Source organism: Streptomyces sp. NPDC004647 (assembly GCF_040609575.1).
In the GTDB taxonomy this organism is placed as follows: Bacteria; Actinomycetota; Actinomycetes; order Streptomycetales; family Streptomycetaceae; genus Streptomyces.
Genome location: NZ_JBEXKU010000117.1, coordinates 1 through 17,854, shown reverse-complemented (window position 1 = coordinate 17,854; position 17,854 = coordinate 1). Strand labels below are relative to the sequence as shown.

Annotated in this window: 19 protein-coding genes; 16 read left to right on the top strand and 3 right to left on the bottom strand. The window is 71.3% G+C overall.

Going from position 1 to position 17,854, the window contains the following annotated elements:
* The 4 genes from ABZW18_RS31575 to ABZW18_RS31560 form a co-directional block, all read left to right on the top strand.
* On the top strand, window positions 1-316 hold a 316-nt coding region (locus ABZW18_RS31575), incomplete at its 5' end, for a hypothetical protein (RefSeq protein ID WP_356194177.1).
* Window positions 317-679: 363 nt separating this feature from the next.
* Window positions 680-2,254, top strand: coding sequence for a hypothetical protein (locus ABZW18_RS31570; protein ID WP_356194175.1), 1,575 nt, complete (start codon window positions 680-682; stop codon window positions 2,252-2,254).
* Between the two features lie 356 nt (window positions 2,255-2,610).
* Entirely contained in the window at window positions 2,611-2,877 is a 267-nt protein-coding gene (locus tag ABZW18_RS31565) for a hypothetical protein (RefSeq protein WP_356194173.1), read from the top strand.
* Window positions 2,878-3,023: 146 nt separating this feature from the next.
* Window positions 3,024-3,461 carry a hypothetical protein gene (locus ABZW18_RS31560; RefSeq protein WP_356194170.1) on the top strand — a complete coding sequence of 146 codons (438 nt, stop codon included), beginning with the start codon at window positions 3,024-3,026 and terminating at the stop codon, window positions 3,459-3,461.
* 229 nt (window positions 3,462-3,690) lie between these two features.
* Here the strand turns inward: ABZW18_RS31560 and ABZW18_RS31555 are convergent, their stop codons facing one another.
* Complete coding sequence (locus ABZW18_RS31555; RefSeq protein ID WP_356194167.1) at window positions 3,691-3,819, bottom strand: hypothetical protein; 129 nt, start codon at window positions 3,817-3,819, stop codon at window positions 3,691-3,693.
* A 377-nt stretch (window positions 3,820-4,196) separates the two neighbouring features.
* Between ABZW18_RS31555 and ABZW18_RS31550 the strand changes: the two genes are divergently transcribed.
* The 4 genes from ABZW18_RS31550 to ABZW18_RS31535 all read left to right on the top strand — a co-directional run bounded on the left by ABZW18_RS31550 (window position 4,197) and on the right by ABZW18_RS31535 (window position 6,840).
* Entirely contained in the window at window positions 4,197-4,535 is a 339-nt protein-coding gene (locus ABZW18_RS31550; RefSeq protein WP_356194165.1) for a hypothetical protein, read from the top strand.
* A gap of 237 nt (window positions 4,536-4,772) precedes the next feature.
* On the top strand, window positions 4,773-5,024 hold the full coding sequence (locus ABZW18_RS31545) for an LPD29 domain-containing protein (protein ID WP_356194162.1): 252 nt from the start codon (window positions 4,773-4,775) through the stop codon (window positions 5,022-5,024).
* A 374-nt stretch (window positions 5,025-5,398) separates the two neighbouring features.
* Window positions 5,399-5,899: a hypothetical protein gene (locus ABZW18_RS31540; protein WP_356194159.1), complete on the top strand. Its 501-nt coding sequence runs from the start codon at window positions 5,399-5,401 to the stop codon at window positions 5,897-5,899.
* A gap of 485 nt (window positions 5,900-6,384) precedes the next feature.
* Window positions 6,385-6,840: a hypothetical protein gene (locus tag ABZW18_RS31535; protein WP_356194157.1), complete on the top strand. Its 456-nt coding sequence runs from the start codon at window positions 6,385-6,387 to the stop codon at window positions 6,838-6,840.
* Window positions 6,841-6,915: 75 nt separating this feature from the next.
* Here ABZW18_RS31535 and ABZW18_RS31530 read toward each other — a convergent pair whose 3' ends face one another.
* Together ABZW18_RS31530 and ABZW18_RS31525 are read right to left on the bottom strand one after the other, a co-directional pair.
* Window positions 6,916-7,335, bottom strand: a complete 420-nt coding sequence (locus ABZW18_RS31530; protein WP_356194154.1) for a hypothetical protein — start codon at window positions 7,333-7,335, stop codon at window positions 6,916-6,918.
* 199 nt (window positions 7,336-7,534) lie between these two features.
* Window positions 7,535-8,437, bottom strand: coding sequence for a hypothetical protein (locus ABZW18_RS31525; RefSeq protein WP_356194152.1), 903 nt, complete (start codon window positions 8,435-8,437; stop codon window positions 7,535-7,537).
* A gap of 585 nt (window positions 8,438-9,022) precedes the next feature.
* Between ABZW18_RS31525 and ABZW18_RS31520 the strand changes: the two genes are divergently transcribed.
* The 8 genes from ABZW18_RS31520 (at window position 9,023) to ABZW18_RS31485 (ending at window position 17,729) form a co-directional block, all read left to right on the top strand.
* Window positions 9,023-9,715, top strand: a complete 693-nt coding sequence (locus ABZW18_RS31520; RefSeq protein ID WP_356194149.1) for a hypothetical protein — start codon at window positions 9,023-9,025, stop codon at window positions 9,713-9,715.
* A 477-nt stretch (window positions 9,716-10,192) separates the two neighbouring features.
* On the top strand, window positions 10,193-10,615 hold the full coding sequence (locus ABZW18_RS31515; protein WP_356194146.1) for a hypothetical protein: 423 nt from the start codon (window positions 10,193-10,195) through the stop codon (window positions 10,613-10,615).
* Window positions 10,616-11,330: 715 nt separating this feature from the next.
* A complete protein-coding gene (locus ABZW18_RS31510) occupies window positions 11,331-12,119 on the top strand; it encodes a GNAT family N-acetyltransferase (RefSeq protein WP_356194145.1) in 789 nt (262 codons plus the stop codon).
* 798 nt (window positions 12,120-12,917) lie between these two features.
* Window positions 12,918-14,171 (top strand): hypothetical protein, encoded by a 1,254-nt coding sequence (locus ABZW18_RS31505; RefSeq protein WP_356194142.1) that lies wholly within the window; start codon window positions 12,918-12,920, stop codon window positions 14,169-14,171.
* Window positions 14,172-14,529: 358 nt separating this feature from the next.
* Window positions 14,530-14,823 (top strand): hypothetical protein, encoded by a 294-nt coding sequence (locus ABZW18_RS31500; RefSeq protein WP_356194139.1) that lies wholly within the window; start codon window positions 14,530-14,532, stop codon window positions 14,821-14,823.
* Between the two features lie 249 nt (window positions 14,824-15,072).
* The gene (locus ABZW18_RS31495; RefSeq protein WP_356194137.1) at window positions 15,073-16,455 is read left to right on the top strand and encodes a hypothetical protein; all 1,383 of its coding nucleotides are present in this window, start codon (window positions 15,073-15,075) and stop codon (window positions 16,453-16,455) included.
* 213 nt (window positions 16,456-16,668) lie between these two features.
* On the top strand, window positions 16,669-16,962 hold the full coding sequence (locus tag ABZW18_RS31490) for a hypothetical protein (RefSeq protein ID WP_356194135.1): 294 nt from the start codon (window positions 16,669-16,671) through the stop codon (window positions 16,960-16,962).
* Window positions 16,963-17,153: 191 nt separating this feature from the next.
* Window positions 17,154-17,729: an HU family DNA-binding protein gene (locus tag ABZW18_RS31485; protein WP_356194133.1), complete on the top strand. Its 576-nt coding sequence runs from the start codon at window positions 17,154-17,156 to the stop codon at window positions 17,727-17,729.
* The last annotated feature ends 125 nt before the right edge of the window (window positions 17,730-17,854 follow it).

The following is a 17,854-nucleotide window of genomic DNA, read 5'->3' as shown; positions in this document are numbered from 1 at the left end:
CCTGCCTCTGCCCGTCTACGCCGTCACCCCCCGTGACCTGGCAGGGTTCACCGGCCTTCTCACCGCTGAACTGGCCGCCTCTTGTCCGGAGCTGATCCTGACCGTTACGGCGCCGGTCCTCGGCTATGACATCGAGGACGCCTACGCCTGGCGTTACGCCCCGTCCTCCGGCACGTTCACGCCGGTGGATCCCGCTACCGCTTACCGCTATCTCCACGAGGACACCAAGCTGGTCAGGCATCCGTCGCTGGGGGATTCCCCCTACCCCGGGGTGTCCGCACTGGAGGCTGCCGACGCCGCAGCCCAGGACCGCTAACCCCACGGCGCCCACCCCGACGCGGCCCGCACCGGTCGGGGGCGGGCCGCTCGAGTCCCCGACCTCCCCGGCCCCCTGTGCGTGTGCCCCGGCGTGCGGTCGGGGCGTCGGGGCCGGGTGGGGTTCAGGCGGTGGGGGTGCCGGTCGCTGCCCTGCGAATGCTGCGAACGCCGCGCGCCTGGTTGGGCCTTGCGCTGCTACATGCCGCCGTTCCTACGGTCTGCCGTGCCGGGCCGGGGCGCCTGGCGAATCCCTCCGCCGCAACAGCGTGCTTTCGCGCTGTGCCGTGCTCGGGTCCGGACCAGCCCTCTCCCCGCGCCCGCCCCATCCGCAGTTCTGTCTCTCCTCAACCTGGAGCCCCGTATGTCTCCCACCTCTCCCACTGTCCGTATGCCGCATGCCCCTTACGTCTCCTATCTGCTGAATGCCCAAGAAGGCCGCTTCTGGCGTGCCCCACGCGTCGGTGAGTCCGGATTCGACGTCAGCGACGTGGCGCCCCGGGCCCAGTCCCTGCACGGCGGCCCCGTAACCGTGATCTGGACCGAGGGCTCCCGGCGTGGCGAGAAGCGCCCGGCCGGGGAGCGCCGTGCGGCCGAGGCCGTGAAGAAGCAGGAGATGCGCGAGTTTCTTGAGGAACAGGGTTATGCCGTCTTCTCCGCCCCCGCCGGTCACCTGGTGCTGCTCACCGCCGATGGCGCTCGGGAGACTGCGGCTGCGACGCCCCGGGCGGACGAACTCCTGGGCACCGCGCCCCGGTACGTTCGGACCAGGCGGAGCACGCTGGACGAGCGCCCGCAGTCACACATCGTCGACCGGGCCCGCGCCCACGCGAAGCTGGTCCTCGCCCTCCGCTACCCGGGCCTGGACGCCACGGCAGAGAACGGACACGCCGTCATCGCCGAGCCGTTCAGCCGCACCGAATACCTTCCCCTGGGTGAGGCGGCCGGTACGGGCCCGTACCTGGTCCGGCTGGAGCAGAGCGACGGCGGCGACGTCAGCCGGCACCAGACCCTGCCCGATGCGCAGCAGGCCGGTGAGAACCTCGCCCGCCTGTGGCTGACCACCGCCCCGGACACGTGGCAGTGGCACCCGCGCGATGAGGACTGGTGGCAGGGCAGGGACGTGTGCGAATGGGTTCTCCTTGCCCCGGTCGGCCGCATCGTTGACGGCGCCACCCAGTGGGGGCCGCTGGTCGGCACGGCGTACACCGTCTACGGCCCGCGCGCCGTGCCGCCGCGGGCGCGGCCGGTGGTGGTCGAGGCACCGCACACCTTGTCCGTGGGCGGGGTGGAGCGGGTGCGGGGCATGTCGCCGGAGCGTGTACGGACCCATGTCTCCAACGCCTGTCGCCGGGGGCTGGACATGGAGCAGGAGCCGGATGGGGCGGTGTGTATCGCCACCGCCCGGTATGAGCCGCAGCCCGGCGATGCCGTCCCGGCGTGTCCGCTGGTCCTCCCGGCTGTTGACGGGCGGCTGTTCGACCTCCACGACGATGAGGGCCTCCAGCAGCGTGGGGTGAACCCGGCCGTGGTGCTGCACCGGGTCCTGACCGCGGACTCCCTACGCGGGGAGGGCCGGGGCGCGCTGTGGGTGGATGGCCTGCGGTACGTACCGAACCCGGCCCGACGCCGGATCACCGCGGCCCGCCCCGGAACGCTGTCCCTGCCCAGGGAAGCGATGGCTGCGCGCTATGCGGTGTGGTCGGGGGACAAGGGCGGGGAGGAGAAGGGCGGGGGAGTGATGCCCGGTCGGCTCGTGCGGAGCGTGGTGTCCCAGCTGGTGCGGGGCAGCTACCGGGCGGTTGCTTCGGCGTGGGTGGAGACCGATGAGCGGGGTCGCGAGGTGATCTACGCAAAGTACATCCCCTCGGAGCTGCCGACGCGGTTCGTGCCGGAAGCCGGAGAAGAGCCGACCGGCGGCGGCCCCGCGCACGCCTGATCCGAGCCACGCCCGCATCACCTGACGGGCACCACCTGACCCGCCACGCTGCTCTGTTCGGCCCGCACCCCCTCCCGGGTGCGGGCACCGCCCCGGTGTCTGCTCGCGTTCTGCCAGTGCCGAGGATGCAAAGTGCCGTCGTGCCAGCCGTGGCCGGAAGGGTGGGGTTCTCTCGCGGGGCCCGGGCCCGTCCACCACGGACCGGCCCGGGCCGCCGACAAGTCGCCGAGCGGAGCGCCCTCGAACAGCTGGGCCAGGGCGACAGGGCGACCTGTTCTGGCCCACCGGCCGGGGCCCGAGGCGCCCCGGCCGGCACCACCGCGCCACCCCCCCGAACCGATCCACCAGGAGGAACCATGCCGACCCCGCACAACACCCCGGGGGAACCGCCCGAAAGCGCCCGCGCCAACCTGCGCGCCCACCTGATCACGGGCACGGAGGAGGGCATGCGCCGGGCAGAGGAGCTGATCGGCGCATGTGACGTCCAGGTGCTCCGCCAGGCGGAAGCCCGTATTGCCGCGCTGCCGCAGGACTATGAGCTGGATCCCGGTCGTGGAGACGCCCGCGAGCTGCTGCGCCGGATGGCCGCGGAGGCCGAGCAGGACACCCATGCCGACAGTTAGCCGCGCGAGGGCGAGTCCACCCAGCCCGCCGACTTCTTCCAGTCTGGCCGCACGTACGCCTACGACGCCAGCGGCTTCACCGCCCCTGAGCTCCTCACCTGAGCCCGTCACCCGCTGCCCCCGTTCCGAACCCGCCAGGAGGACCCATGCCGACAGCCCGGGCGCGTGAGCTCCAAGAGGCACTGCAGGAGTCCGTGTTCGCCATGCTCGGCATGCAGATCGAGCGCGACGTGGCCCGAGGCGAGGCACTGAGCGAGGCGGCTGATGCGGTGGCTGCGGAACGCGACAGGCTGAAGGCCCCGGGGCCCAGCCAAGTCAGCCCCCTTCGGACGACCGGGATGGACGCGGCCGCCGGCCTGCTGCACCGCATGGCCGAGAACGGGAAGAACACCCGCAAGGGCGCCTCCACCTGTCCCGTCGAGCTCCTTCCCCTGGTGACCGTGCTGGAGATCTGCCGGCCCGGCAACGCTCTGCCTCTGCTGCTCCGCCGGAGCTTGGGGTACGTGCTGGTCAACGGCGGCGGAACGCCCCAGACCGCACAGGACATGCAGCGCGCACGCAGCATCGCCAACCCGACGCCGTGACGCCCCCGCCGATCCACCGACCGAGGCCCGCCATCATCCGCACCGATCACACGATTCGAACCCCACCCGAGCCAGGAGTACCGACCATGGACATCAGCGAACTCACGTCCGCCGCTACGGGAGTCCTCCTCGACCGTGAGTACACCGGCAAGGCGGTCAGCTCCGTCACGGTCGAGACGGCCAGGGATGAAACCGGCTGGATCAGTTACGACGGCACCGCCCTCGTCATCTACCAGTCGGCGAGACCCGGCAGCTCAACATCCGCGACACCGCGCTCTCGGCCGCCCTGGAGCAGCACGCGGACGACGAAGCTGAACTCGGCGTGCCGCCCGTGGTCATCCCGATACCGCTTCCTCAAGTGCTGGCCTCTAACAACCCCGTCCGCTGCGAGGAGCACCCCGGGGTGCACGTCGAGACCCTTGCGTGCCGATGGCCGCATAACGTCCACCCCGACGGACCAGAGCCCCAGGTGGGCCACCCCTACCGCATCACCGACTAACAACCCACCGCTCGGCCGCCGCACCCGAGCGGCGGCCGAGCCCGCCCCACCCCGAGAAGGGGCACGGGCGCTTGGCGTTGTTCTGAGTTCCGGCAGCAGATATTCATGGCTCCGGGAGGCGCCGACCGGCCGGAAGAGTCGATGTTCACGAGAACTGGCGGTATCCACCGGCCAGCAGACGCAATGACGGTCGCCACCCAGGGGCGGCCGCCCACCACCACGACCAGGAGCACGCCATGACCGACGACACCGCCCCCACCCGAGATGACCTCGTTGCCGAGGTCGCCTGGCTCAAGGGAGCGCTGGAGCAGGCCCGGGTGCTGATCGACGGCGCCACCGAATACCACATCCCCGTGCCGGAAGGCGGCGGCACAGACCTGATCGTCCGGCGCCAGGCCCTCATCAACGGCATGGGGTGGGCCGTGAGCGTTCCCGGATACGGCGGCGGGCGTGCCTGGACGGCCGAAGGCTGGCAGGAGGCCATCAGTGCCCTGACCGTCGACAGGCTTTTCTGTTGGCCCGACGCGGCCACCGCAGTCGCAGAAGCGCGGCGCGCACTCAACACCACCGCCTGACCGGCCGCTGCCCGAAGTCGCGAACATCCAACGCGGGTGCTGCCTCCCGAACTGCCGTCGAAACGCTGCTCTGCAACGTGAACAGAGCCACGCGCTGGCCCCTACACCTAATCCGACCCCGAACACGGCCCGCTCGCTGCCCTGAGGCAGCGAGCGGGCCGTGGCGTGCCCGGCCTCCGCGCCGTCCCGGTGATGACCTATCAAGGTCGCCTCGCGGCGGGGGGCAGGTACCTGCATGTGACGTGGACCGATGGGCCTTCCGAGGACCAGGTGGACGCGCAGACCGGGCTCTTCCACGGCCGCCGCTTCAACGGCATGACCGACAGTCACGACGGGTGCGGCCCGCTGTACCTGGCCTTCCACCCCGCTCTGCCGCCGGTCCGTATCACCACCGGTCTCGACGGCCTGATCAACGACCGTTCCCTGTCCGAGAGTGTCCAGGCCGGCGCGTGGCAGTTATCCCGAGTGGCAGGTGATCCAGGTCGCTGACTTGATTGTCCTGCCGGCCGCCTGAACTCCGCCCCGTACCGCCCGCCCTCGGGCGCGGGCCGTACGGGGCTGCCCGGTGTGGCGGCCGGTTCTGAGGAGGTTTCAGGACCGGGGGTTGCGGTGCTAACGCTGTTGCTGCCTACGGTCTTTCCTGCCGGGCCGGGATGGCCCCTGTGACCTGGCATGTCCCGCTCGTCGTGCGGGCCGTGTGGTCCCCGCCCGCGGCCGGCCCCGTCTGACGGGCTAACCCCGCCCCGGGCCACGGTCGTTCCTGCGGCGCGCCCCGTGCGGCCTCCCCATCTGGTACCCGATTCCCGCCCGTCCACGGTGGGCGGGCGCCTCCTACCCCCTCCGAGAGAAGCGAGGATCCTGGCATGACACGTATCAACCCTTCCGAGGCGAGCACTGGGCCCCTGCTGTATGCCGCGCTGGAACGGCGTGGACTCAAGCCGGAGAAGACCAGCGGTTACCTGCGCGTGTACGCGACAGGCGGCATCGGGTCAGTGTGGATCACCGCCCGGCCCTGGGACGGGCCCGCGTGCTTCGATATCCCCGTTGCGACTCTGGCCTTCGTCACCGCCCACTGGTGGAGCGACCGCAGCAGCGAGGCGAGCGAACAGGTCTACAACAGCGCGGGCCAGCCGGTGAACCTGCGCTATGCCGCGACCCGGCTTGCCGAAGCGGTTGCCATGTGGCTCGGCATCGATCCGGACGGAGCCCAGCACGCCCCCAAGGCCCCCTGCGAGTGGGACCTCGCAGCAGAGACCAGCACTGACAGCAAGAAGCTTCTCTGCAAGAGTCCGGGGCGTGTCTACCAGTGGCGCACCACGGACAGCCGCCAGACGCCTGTCTACCGCTGCACCCGGCACCAGTAGCCCAAGGATTCTTCTGCCGGGCCGCCCGTGCGGTATCCCCCTACCCCTCTACCGCGCATGTGTGTGGCCCGGTGCTCCTGGCCACCACCCAGGGGTACGGGTCTGTCGTGCACATTGGCGCGGCGGACCAGTCCCGGTGTGGCGCTCGTCCTGCTGGGACCACGAGGGGGTTTCAGGTCCGGGGGTTGCGGGGCTAGCGGTGTTGCTGCCTACGGTCTTTCCTGCCGGGCCGGGATGGCCTTGTGACCTGGCACGTCCCGCTTGTCGTGCGGGCCGTGTGGCCCGGCCCCGGCCCGCGGCCGGCCCCGCCTGACGGGCCTGACCGGCCCGGGGGGTGGGGCGGCCGCGGGCGGGGGCGGGGACGGTGTTCCATGTCGTGCGCTGCGCCCGGCTGCCCCCGCCTGCCGCTGTCCCTCCGGCGACCTCCGGCCCCGTTTCGCCGGCCCGCCGGCCGTATTCTCCAGATGAGGAATCGATCGATGACGATGACCACCGCCACGCCGGGTGTTGTTCGTGTGCTGGCCCCGGGAACGCTGACCCGGATGGAGCCCGCTGACTGCACGCCCACCCAATTTGCCACGGCCGAGCAGAAAGCGAAGGCGGCGAACACGGTTTTGGCCTTCATCGAGGATGGTCTCGACCCCGGCGCGTTCACACCTGCCCTGTACCGGATTTGTTCCCTGCACCTGTTCGGGCATGTCGCCGAGTACGACCGGCACGGCTTCGCCGACACCTGGTTCTCCACCCCGCACGCCAAGGCCGCCTTCATCGTCCACGCACTGAACGCCCCCGCTGTGGGTGATCCGGCATGGACGTGGTGCGACGTCGAAGCACACATCCAGGGAGCCCTTCGGGCACATCTCCACCTCCGCCTCACCCACCCGGAAACCTTCGGCGCCCGCCCGAAGGTGCATGCCTGCCCCCACTGCACCTGCACGTGACGGACGCGCAGACCGGGCTCTTCCACGGCCGCCGCTTCAACCCCATGACCGACAGCCACCGGGCGGGTGGGGTGGTTAGGGCTGAACGCTGTGCGGGGTTGGTTCTTCGGTGATGGGTGGGTAGACCTCGAAGACGCAGTTCGGTTCGTGGCCGTCGATTTCTTCGAGTCCTGCGCCGCGCTGCTCCAGTGCCCGCATGAGCCGGTACGCGAGGGCCTGCGCCTCTCCCCAGTGCTCGTACTTGTCCTGCCCGGTGAACTGTGCGGCCTCCTGCGGCAGCATCCGGACCTGTGGCAGGTCTCCGCCCCATTCGGGCCGGTAGGCGAGGAGGATGCGACGGCGGTCCTCGTCGGGGACGTCGGCGGCGAGAACACTTCCCGGGGGGACGACGGCGTAGGGGTTGAACCAGCGGGCGCAGGGGCCGTCGTGGACGATGTAACCGGCAGCCTCCACCGTACGGATCACGTCGGCGGCGCGGGTATCGCGTTCGGGCATGCCGGCGGCGTCGTCGCGGGACCAGGGGGACCAGGTCCACAGTTCCAGCGCGTACAACCTGTGGCTGACGTGGATGTTGCAGGGCGTTGTGCCCTACGTCCGCTTGAGGAGCTCGTAGATCTCCTCACGGCGTTGCACATCGCGGGGGCGGTCCTCGCCGCTCTGGCTCCCCTGGTTGGGCTGGTAGCGGCGCATCAGGTCACCTTTCGTCGGCCGGGGCGGTGCGGGTGGCGGAGAGATCGTCGGTGGCTGCGGCGTTGATCCAGGACGGCACCGTGCGGCGGCTGATGCCGGAGAGGGCGGACAGCCGGACCGGGCCGCTGGCGCGCGCGTTGTGCATCAGATGGCCCAGGCTCTGGTCTGCGGCGGCGAGTTCGTCGAGCAGGAGTCGACGCCGGGCCCCGCCGAGGGCGACCCGCTGCTCAGGGTCCAGCCTCGGAGCGGGCGTCGCCGCGGCGACGTCGGCCAGTCGGCCGACGAGGCCGGGCCAGTCGTACAGCACGGCCGCGGTGCGATCGTTGGCGGCGGCGACCCGGTAGCGGGTCTCGATCAGGGTGGTGGCGGCCTCAACGCCGCCGAGGAACCGAAGCTCCTTCGCGGTGAACACAGTGGCCGGGTCGGGGCGGGGCTCGTCGGCGGCGCGGGCCTCGCGGACCTCCTGGGGGACGACGTCGGCCCGCACCGTCTGGGGCGGGGCCAGGTCCCACCACGTCAGATGCGGGCCGAAAACCTCGACGTCCTCCTCCGGCATGAGGCCGTCCCAGACGACGGCGCAGACCTCACAGCGGGCCCGCAGGGCCGGGTAACCCCCCTCCACAGCGGGAGGGTGCGGCAGCTGGCACAGCATCGGGATCGCCCAGGTGACGGCGTAGGCGGCGTGCGTGCCCTCGAACCCGCAGGCGTCCAGGTCGTGGTGGGGCAGGACGCGCAGCACGGGACGGCGGTACCTAACCGCAAGGGCAGCGGCCTCACGAGCCGCAGCGGGAGCTGTCTGCCCCTGCGCGGTGAGCGCGGCGGCCAGAGGACGGGTGGGAGCCGCGTCCTCCCACCGCTCCACCCAGAAAACCGTGGACGGCGCGGCGGCCGTGCTGGTGTCCGACATGCGTCAACTCCTCGTCACCGGAGGGGCATCAACCCCTGACGAAGCACGACGGTACTAGCTTCCCATCAATCACGGGAAGCGCTTACCATGATTAATGGGAAGCACTTCCCATCCCCAGACGGGGCTGCGGTGGGCGGCGACAGCCGCTCCGAGGTGCTCCACCCCCGCTCGCCTCAAGGACCTCTGGCATTTCCGTTCGCGGAATGGTCACTGTGAACGTGCCGCTCAGCAAACCAGTCCCCGGCCCCGTCCCCCGGCGGGGCGCGGGTGTTCCGCGCGGGCATGTCTGCCTGCCGCGCCCTGGTGCGCTTGCTCTCCCGCGCGGTCTGCCTGCTCTTGCGGCGCTGGCCCGGCCGGGTATGCGCGGTCTACGTTCGCCCGCCCCGCGCGTGGGGGTTGTCGTGCGTCGTGCCGGTGGCCGGTCTCCTTTTCTCCCCGGGCTGCCGGAAGCGAGGGAGAAGCGGGGTGTGTGGGGGTTGCGGTCCTAACTCCCCGTTCCCGCAGGGTGATGCACGCCGGGCCGCGGAGTGACTTTCCCTCCGCGCGGCCCGGCGCCAACTGCCCTCACCTGTCGATAGGAGTGCCATGCCCGTATTGATCTTCGAACCCGTGGACCCTCAGAACCCGAGCCGGTTCATGGTCTGCTTGAAGAGCCCTGACGGCAGCCAGGGAGAACTCCTTGGCATGGTGTGGCAGTCGGCCGGGGCCGGATGGACGGCTGAGTTCTTTCCCGAGAACACCGGCATCGGCGTGCCCGGCTTCCTCAGCAAGCAGTTGGCCGCCGAGTTCCTGTACTGGTACGCGGCGCCGGTCCAGTCGGCGCGCAGCAGACCCTCCGGCTGTGCCCACCCCGGCGCCGCGACGAGCGAGGCCGGCATCGACATGTCGGTGTGTACCTGCTGCCTGGACAACGGCTGTGCGTGCGAGGGCACCCGGCGCAGCTCCGCCCACAGCGGGGTGGACCTCAGCGCGGCGTCCCACCCCTCTCTCATCCCGGCCCCTGGAGTGCTCTTCAGCCTGCTGAAGTTCGCGGACGGCTACCTCGTCGAGATGAACACCCGTGGAGCAGGGGCCGGTGTCGGATTCCTCCAGCAGCTCGAGGACGGGACGTTCTCGGTGCGTCTGGGACACAAGGAGGTCGGCCGCGCGGACCATCCGGAGACAGGCTTGTGGGCCGTGGTCCACCTCCATAGCGGCTCCAAGCGGTACGGGCGCCTGGTCAAGGGATTCGAGCCGATCGGCGATAACCCGCCGGTCACGTCCGGCATCGAGCCGTAGGCCCCGCGCGAGGTCAGGCCCGCACCCCCCGGTGCGGGCCTTCGCGCCGTCTGCGGGGTTGTGGTTGCGGCCCTAACCCACCCCGCCACCACCACCGTTCATGCAGGCCGGGCCGCAGCCACTGACCACTGACCCCGCCCCCGGTTCCCCCCTGTCCCGCTGTCCCCGCGTCGCTGTTCGGCCCGTGTCCCTTGGTTCTCCCCCCGGGGTGTGGGCCGTTCGTCTGCCCCGGGGCGCCCACAGCCGCACGCTGCTGGGCCGCCGCTACATCCGCCGCGTCAACGACTGCCGCCCACCGCTGGCCGCCGCTGCATCCCGCCCGCGCGGCGGGGCTTGCACGAAACGGCGTTTCCCCAGCTCAACGCCAGTGACCTCTGTACGGTCAGAACGCCGTTTGGCATCTGCGGGAACGTCGGTCGAGGATGCTGACAGACTGGTGCAGGGCGGCTCTGGCCGCCCCAAGTCAGAAAGGACCTGATGGAGCCCCCCGAGCTTCCGACCCCGGACGCCGAGCCCGGTGAGATCTACCTGCTGGGCGGTCAGCTGATGTTCATGCCCGGCCTCCCCAGCATCCGCTGTGTGATCCGCAACCAGAGCGGTGCGCGTTGTGTGACCAAGCTGCCGAGCTTCACCCCCTGGCGGCAGTCCCTGCTCGGGCTCCCCACCGGGAGCGGCTTGCTCTGGGTACGCGCCACACAGGTGCCTGACCACCTCGCCGACCAGTACGCGGCCCAGCACTGCACCCGTCACCACACCGCTGCTACGCCGCTTGCGGACGACATCTCGCCGCAGTGGGAGGTCTTTGACCCTCAGCGGCACCCCGGTGCCCACGCTCTCTCGCTCCCGAGAGGGCGGTGGACCGCCCTCCCCTTCGACGACGGACCAGCTTTCGGCACCTGAGCGCCAGCCCCGAAATGCGCTCGCAAGCGGGGCAGGCCGGCAGCCCATCATGAGGTGAGGCAGGACGGAAGAACGGACCTGAGCCTTAGCGGTCAAGGTTCAGATCTATCCGGGGTTTCGTGCACCGTTTCGAACACCCCCGGGCGGCTTGGTGACTCTCGCGTAGGCCTTCAGGACCGTGCGCGGTTGCCTGTGCTGATCGGCCGTATCGAGCTGCCGCCGACCGCTGCCGCCGGCTGCTGCTCTGGCTGAGAGTCGCGAACGCCTCCCTACACGCGGGCCGGGAGGGTCCGTGCCGCTGACCCAACCAGTCCCCGGCCTCCGCCCCCGGGCGCCGCCGGGGCGGGGGTGTTCCGGGTGTGGCATGTCGGCCTGTCGCGCCCTGCTGCGACTGCCTTCCCGCGCGCGGGGGTTGGCTGCCCCTTGGGGTACTGGTCCGGCCTGGTATGCGCGATGCCCTCCGGCGGGCGGGGGTGGTGTCGGCGCCGGCTGCTTCCCGCATCCCCTTCTCCGGGGTGTTGGGGGTGTTGGGGGTGGTGGGGGTTGGGGGAGTGGGGGTTGCGGGGCTAACTATGTGGCTCCGTACGGTCTTTCATGCCGGTCCCAGGAGGGTGACACCTCTTCCCGCGCTGCCTCTCCGCACCCTTGTGTGTGGTTTTCCGCTGTCTCCCGCATGCCCTGCTCGCGGTGGCATGCCCCGTTACAGGAGAACGTCATGACACCCAGCACACCCGGCACACCCGGCACACCCACACCCGGCACGCCCGGCACCAGCGCACCCGGCACCGGCGCGCCCGGTACGCCCGGCGCTGCTGGTGCCCAACTCACCGGCACTGCATCACCATCACCGGTGTGTGTCGGTGAGGCCCGCCCCGTAGACACCGACGCGTTCCTGGCCCTGATCGCCGCGGCTACCCCCAACGATCCGCTGCCTCCGATTCTGGGACAGATCCTGTCCTTCCAGCCCGGTCGGCCCCGTCGTCCGTTGTCGCACGGCGACATGCTGTGCCTGGTGGCCCGCGACACGGCGGGGCGCCCGGTGGGTGCGCTGCTCGGGGGGGTACCGAAATGGGTGTTCGAGCACCCGCTCTGCGCGGGAACTGTCCTGCCCCCCAAGCTGCGGGAGCGCGTGTCCACGATCCACGCCGTCGTGGTAGACCCCGCCCACCGTGGCCGGGGCATCGCAGGCAAGCTGATCCGTGCCGCCGAGCGCCGCTTGTGGCAGGCCGGATACCAGCTGCTCACCCTGGAACATCCCGCGACGCTCACGCCGTTCTACGAGAAGCTCGGCTACCTCTCGGACGAGGAGCTGATCATGATGCTGCCGGGAGCGGACCTTCTGGAACTGGAGGCCGAGGGTTTGCTGTTGGCCGTCAAGCCGCTGAGCAACGAGGTGAAGATGGTCACCGTGCCCGGCGCCCCGGCACGCATCGTCTCCGGAATCCTCCCCGGCTGCCACGTCTCTGCGACCATGCGGTTCCATAACGGGCGCCTGACCTCCTGACCCCCCGGGGACGCCCCGCCCGGCGACGTCCCCAACCCCACCTCCCCGGCCCCGCACCCCCCTTCTCACCCGGGTGCGGGGCCGCCCCGCACGGTCAGCGCGGCATGAAACCCTGAAACGAGGTGCCCGGCGGGCCCCCATCCCTGAAGCCGATGCTCCCGCCGGGCACTCAAGGCACTCCCGGGCCACAACCAGGGGCCCGTGCGCTGTCAACCACCCGCCGCCCGCGAGCTGGTTCACGCCGGGGACCGGCCACGCCCCTCGCAGTGTCCGGCCGCTCTCGCCCGACGAAGGGCAGCTCCTCACCCATGGTGACCTCGCCACGCTACGCCCCGGGCGCGGCCAACGCAGCCACTGACGCCCGAAGGGGCGCGTAAGGCGGCTGCCCTCCCGCGCGCCGCGCGCGGGGGCTGCCCGCCGGGGCGTGGTGTCGGGGCCGGGCTGTGGTGTCGGCGCCCGGCTTCCCGCATCCCCTTTCCCCTTTTCCCTTTTCCCTTTCCCAGGACTGTCGGGTGTGGTGGGAGCTGGGGGGAGTGGGTGTTGCGGGCCTAACCCTGCGGCTCCCTACGGTCCTTCCTGCCGGTCCCCGGAGAGAGTGACACATTCTTCCCCGCGCCGGCCCCTTCCCCTTCTCTCTCGTGCACCCCCGGGCCCGGCCCGTCGACCACGCCGGACGGCGGCTGGGCGGCAGTCTGCCCGGGGCCGCCTGCGGCCGCCTGCTGTCGCTGTGCCGCTGCCGGTGGTGCTCGAGGGGAGCCACCCACCGCGCCGCGCGCACCAAGCCCGGAGTCCCCTGCCATGCCCCGAAACCGAACCGCCCGCCCCCAGATGCCCGACTACGGCCACTGGAACGCTCCCCGCCCCGGCGCCCTGCTGGACTGGCAGCGCAGGCAGGCGAATTACACGCTCACCAACTTGGTGATCGACCAGCTCACGCTGTCCTTCCGCACCAACTCCTGGACCCTCATGCCCGTCCTGCCGGGGCGGCCCTTCCACGAGAGCGACAGCGCCCGGGTCTTGGCCTCCTGCGAGGCCAGGCGGCTCACCCAAGCCCGTACCTACTCCCTTGGCCGCAACGTCACCGGCATGGCCGTGGCCGCCTCCGGGTCCGCCCCGAAGGAACACATCAGCGGCGACCGGCCCCCGTCCCCGACCGGGTTCATGGTCTTTAAGGACCCCATCGGCTCCCACACCGAAACCGTCCACCCCCGCGACAGGCCACCGGCCCGGCTGCACTTCCCGATCGTCGCGGTCTCCTGGTCCCTGTGGAACGCCCGGGATGCCTGCGTGCTCGACGCCTCCACCCCCTTGATGTGGCTGCTGAACAGCCCCTCCGGGGCACTCCCCGTACCCGACGCCCTGCCCGCGATCTGGATCAACTTCTACACCCCGCGCATCACCGACTTCTCCCGCCCGGGCCCGGATGAGACGGTCGGTGTCGGCCCGGACGGCAGGGCCGTCACAGCCGCCCAGATGGCACAGGACGACGCCCACTTGCAGCGATCTGCGCCCGACCTGTGGGGCCCGCTGCACTGGCACAACGAGATCATCCTCCCGCTGGGCCAGACCATCGCCGAACCCGTCCCCGAAACCCCTCTGGCCTGGGCCGCCGTGGTCTACACGGCCTGGCAGATCATGCAGCAGACCGGCAAGAACCAGCTCGTCGACGTCCGGCGCAACACCCTGCCCCCGGCCGCCCGGAAGAAGGAGAAAGCCAAGGCCAAGAAGCTCGGGACCCGACCCGCCGGAGACGGCACCGTACGCATCATCGACCTCGCCGCTCCCGTCCGGCCCAGGGCGCAGGATGCCGACCGGGACGCGGCGGGCTCGGAGGGCCGCCGGAAAGTGGAATGGTCCTGCCGCTGGCCGGTCCCTCCCCACCGGCGCATGACGTGCACCAACCCGCATCTGCACCACAAGCTGGGAGACGATGCCCTTGAACATCACGAGCACCGCGAGGACATCATGCCCTTCCGTGTGAAGGGCCCGGCCGACAAGCCGCTCCGGGTCAAGGGCGGCACGACCCGCCTCTTCGAACTCCCCGACCACTAGCCCCCGGGGCGGCCCCGCGCCCGTCCCCCGCGCCGCCGTTCCGCCCGCGCCTCCTTCTCCTCGGGGGTGCGGGCCGAAACGCGCCCGGGCGCACAAAGCCCCCTGCGGCTCCCGGCCTTGCGTTTGCTGGATGGTCGCTGGATGTCGGGCTTGCGGCACTCACTCGCCCTCTGGCTACGGTCTTCCTGGCCGGACCGGAGAACCACGACACCCCCGCCGGCCGGCCGATTCCCTGGCTCTGGCCGACGGCAGCCGCCCGAGCCGCCCCCAGGGGTGCCGTACGGCCGCCGTACGGCCGCCGTACGGCCGCCGTGCTGGCTACGCCGCCCTTCCCTCTTTTCTCTGTGTTGGAGACCTGATGTCTGTTCTGCATGCCCTCGCGTTGGCTGTCTACCTTGTATCGGTCGCCGCTGTGGTGGCGGGCCGTTGCCGGTTCCCTGCCTTCTACGGCGGGATCGCGATCACCTGCGCCCTGTGCACGCTTGACGCGCTGCGTACGGGCGACACCGCCACGGCCGTGACCACGGGGGCGGTGTGCGCCTGGTGCGCGTACCTGTGGTGGCACGGCGGAGGCGGTGACGGTACCCGCCGCCGACTGCGCACCTGGCGCTCCCGCTTCCACGCCGTACGGCGTACCGCCCCCGCCACCTGACCCGCCTCCGGCCCGCGGGCGCGGTGCTGTTCCGGGTCCTCTTCTGGTGCGGGGGAGTGGGTGTTGCGGGCCTAACTCTCCGACTCCCTACGGTCCTTCCTGCCGGGCCCCGGATGGAGAGTGACACGTCCTCCCGCGCAGCGGGGCGGCCCCGGGAGCGGTTCGAGCCCTGGGGGCCGCTGGGCCGGTGTGCAACTCCCGGAAGAAACCCGGCCCCTGTCTTAGAGAATCCAGAAATGAGGCACACCTATGACCACGATCCGCCGGAACTGGACCAAGCGCGTTGATGCGATCCGGGCCGCCGCGAAGTTCTGCCGCGCCTACGACTCCAGCACCGGGAACATGGTCCCCGTGGACCCGGCCCGCGCGTTCGAGGCATGGCAGGCCAACGGGTGCGCCACGCTCAGTGAGGACACCCCGGGCGAGAGGTGGCGGGTTCGCGTCCACTCCAACCGCCGCTATGTCCTCACCGCGACCGACCCCGAGCAGGACCGCCAGGAGCGCGAGGAGACCGCCACGGCCGCCCCGATCGCCGTCGCGGCGCCGGTCACCTCCGCCGCCCCGACACGTTCCCGCGCGGAAGAGGCCGCCCTGAACAAGGCCGGGGAGTACATCAAGGACGCGCCCGGCATCGGCGCGCACACGGCCGCAGCCGCCACCACTGTGCTCGCGCAGAAGGTCAGGGCCGGGGAGCTCGGCCGGGACCGGCTGACCGCCGCCCTGCCCGGCATCACGGCCGCCGTGACAGCAAAGGCTGTCGCCGACATGCGCGCCCAGGGCCTGACCCATGAGCAGATCCGCATGCGGCTGGAGCGCAAGAAGGCCGAGGCGGAGCACGCTGGAGACACCGGCCGCGCGATGGTGGCCGATGCGATGATCGCTGCGCATGCCGGGATCGTGGCCGACGAGGAGCAGGCGCACCCGGCCCAGGCGCCGGCGCAGCGTGACCGCGGGAGCATGGCTCAGCTCCCCGCGCCGGAGCGGCACGCGGCTCACCGGCTCGCCGCCGAGGAGCGGCCCGCGTTGAGGATGCCGGAAGAGCGCAGGCGGCAGCTGTGCCGCCAGTCCGAGGAGCGTTACCGGCCGGTCGCCGTCTACGTGTACCTCTCCCCGATCACCGGTGGCGCGGCTCTGCGGTGGCTGGATGCCGAGGAGCGCGACTGTGCGAACCTGTGGGACCCGGTCCCGCTGGAGGGCCGCCACGCGCACGCCATGCGCGATGAGGTGCTCAACGAGGCCGGGGCCGTCCTGGCCAAGCGCGGGTTCAACTACGCGCGCGGCGCGTACTGGGAGCCCTACGCCCGCCGGGGCACGGTCAACGCCGTGCGGCCCGAGGCGGCCCGGGTCGCGATCGTGCCCACCCGCGCCTATCTCGACTACCAGGCGCGCCGGTTCGGGCCCCTCCCGCAGCTTCCCCAGGTGCCGGGCGTGAGGTTCAAGACAACGCAGCGCGGCCAGTGGTGGGCCACCCTCGCCGACGGCCCTACGTTCCTGCTGACGTGGTCCCCGATGCTGGACGGCGACCGGTGGCACGTGTGGGGCGGGGCGCAGCACTCCGAACTGATCCGCTCCACGAGGTTCATGGATAAGGCGCTGTTCGTGCTGCGGCACCCCGCGCACGCCCGCCCCTGAGTACGACGACCGGCCCCCCGCTCCCGAGGTGGGCCGGGGGGGCCGGTCACCCGCGTCGACCACCAGCACACCTGCCGAGCCCTGGCCCGCCCCCACACGCGCCGCAGTCCGTTCCCGGCGACGTGCGCGCCGTTCCTGGCTGGGGTTCCCGGAGTGTGAAGGCACCAGGCGCTTTCCCCTTTCCCCCCTTCTTTTCTCTGTGTTGGAGACCTGATGTCTGTTCTGCATGCCCTCGCGTTGGCTGTCTACCTTGTATCGGTCGCCGCTGTGGTGGCGGGCCGCTGCCGGTTTGCTGCCTTCTACGGCGGGATCGCGATCACCTGCGCCCTGTGCACGCTGGACGCGCTGCGTACGGGCGACACCGCCACGGCCGTGACCACGGGGGCGGTGTGCGCCTGGTGCGCGTACCTGTGGTGGCACGGCGGAGGCGGTGACGGTACCCGCAGCCGACTGCGCACCTGGCGCTCCCGCTTCCACGCCGTACGGCGTACCGCCCCCGCCACCTGACCCGCCTCCGTCCCGCGGGAGCGGTGCTGTTCCGGGGTCCTCTTGTGGTGCTGGGAATGGGGGTTGCGGGTCTAACCCCTCGCTCCGTCACGGTAGTTCTCGCCCGCCGGCACCCCCCCTGGGGGGTGCCGGCTCCCAGAGAGGTCCGGCCTGGGCCGGACCGTCACCAACCGCGAAGGGGAACACCAGGGATGAACAAAGCGCATCTGGTAGAAGCGATCGCCGACAAGCTGGGTGGCCGTGAGCAGGCCGCCGAGGCCCTCGATGCGGTACTCGACGCGATCGTCCGTGCGGTCGTTGCGGGTGAACGGGTCTCGGTCACCGGTTTCGGCTCCTTCGAAAAAGTTCACCGTTCCGCCCGCTACGCCCGTAACCCGCAGACCGGGGAGCGGGTCCGGGTCAAGAAGATTGCCGTTCCCCGGTTCCGCGCGGGCCGGGGCTTCAAGGACTTGGTCAGCGGCTCCAAGAAGCTGCCGCGCCGGGGCGAGATCTCGGTGAAGAAGGCCCCGAAGGGCAGCCTCCAGGCCGTGGCGGCGAGGAAGGCCGCCGCCAAGAAGGCGCCCAAGGCCAGCCTCCGGGCCCCGGTGAAGAAGAAGGCCGCCGCCAAGAAGGCCCCGAAGGGCAGTCTCCAGACCGGGGCAAGGAAGAAGGCCGCCGCCAAGACCAAGGCCAGCCTCCAGGCCACGCCGAGGCCGAAGAGGAAGGCCCCGGCCAAGAAGGCCACCGGCCAGGAGGCGCCGCAGGGCAGCCCGGCCCTCCAGGCCTAAGAACTTCAGGAACGCGGCGGGGCCCGGCCTGGTCCAGTGACCAGGCCGGGCCCCCCCCGCCCCCCGCCCCCCGCGGGGGGGGGGGGTGGGGCCCGCCGCGCACCACCCCCCCCCCCCCCCCCCCC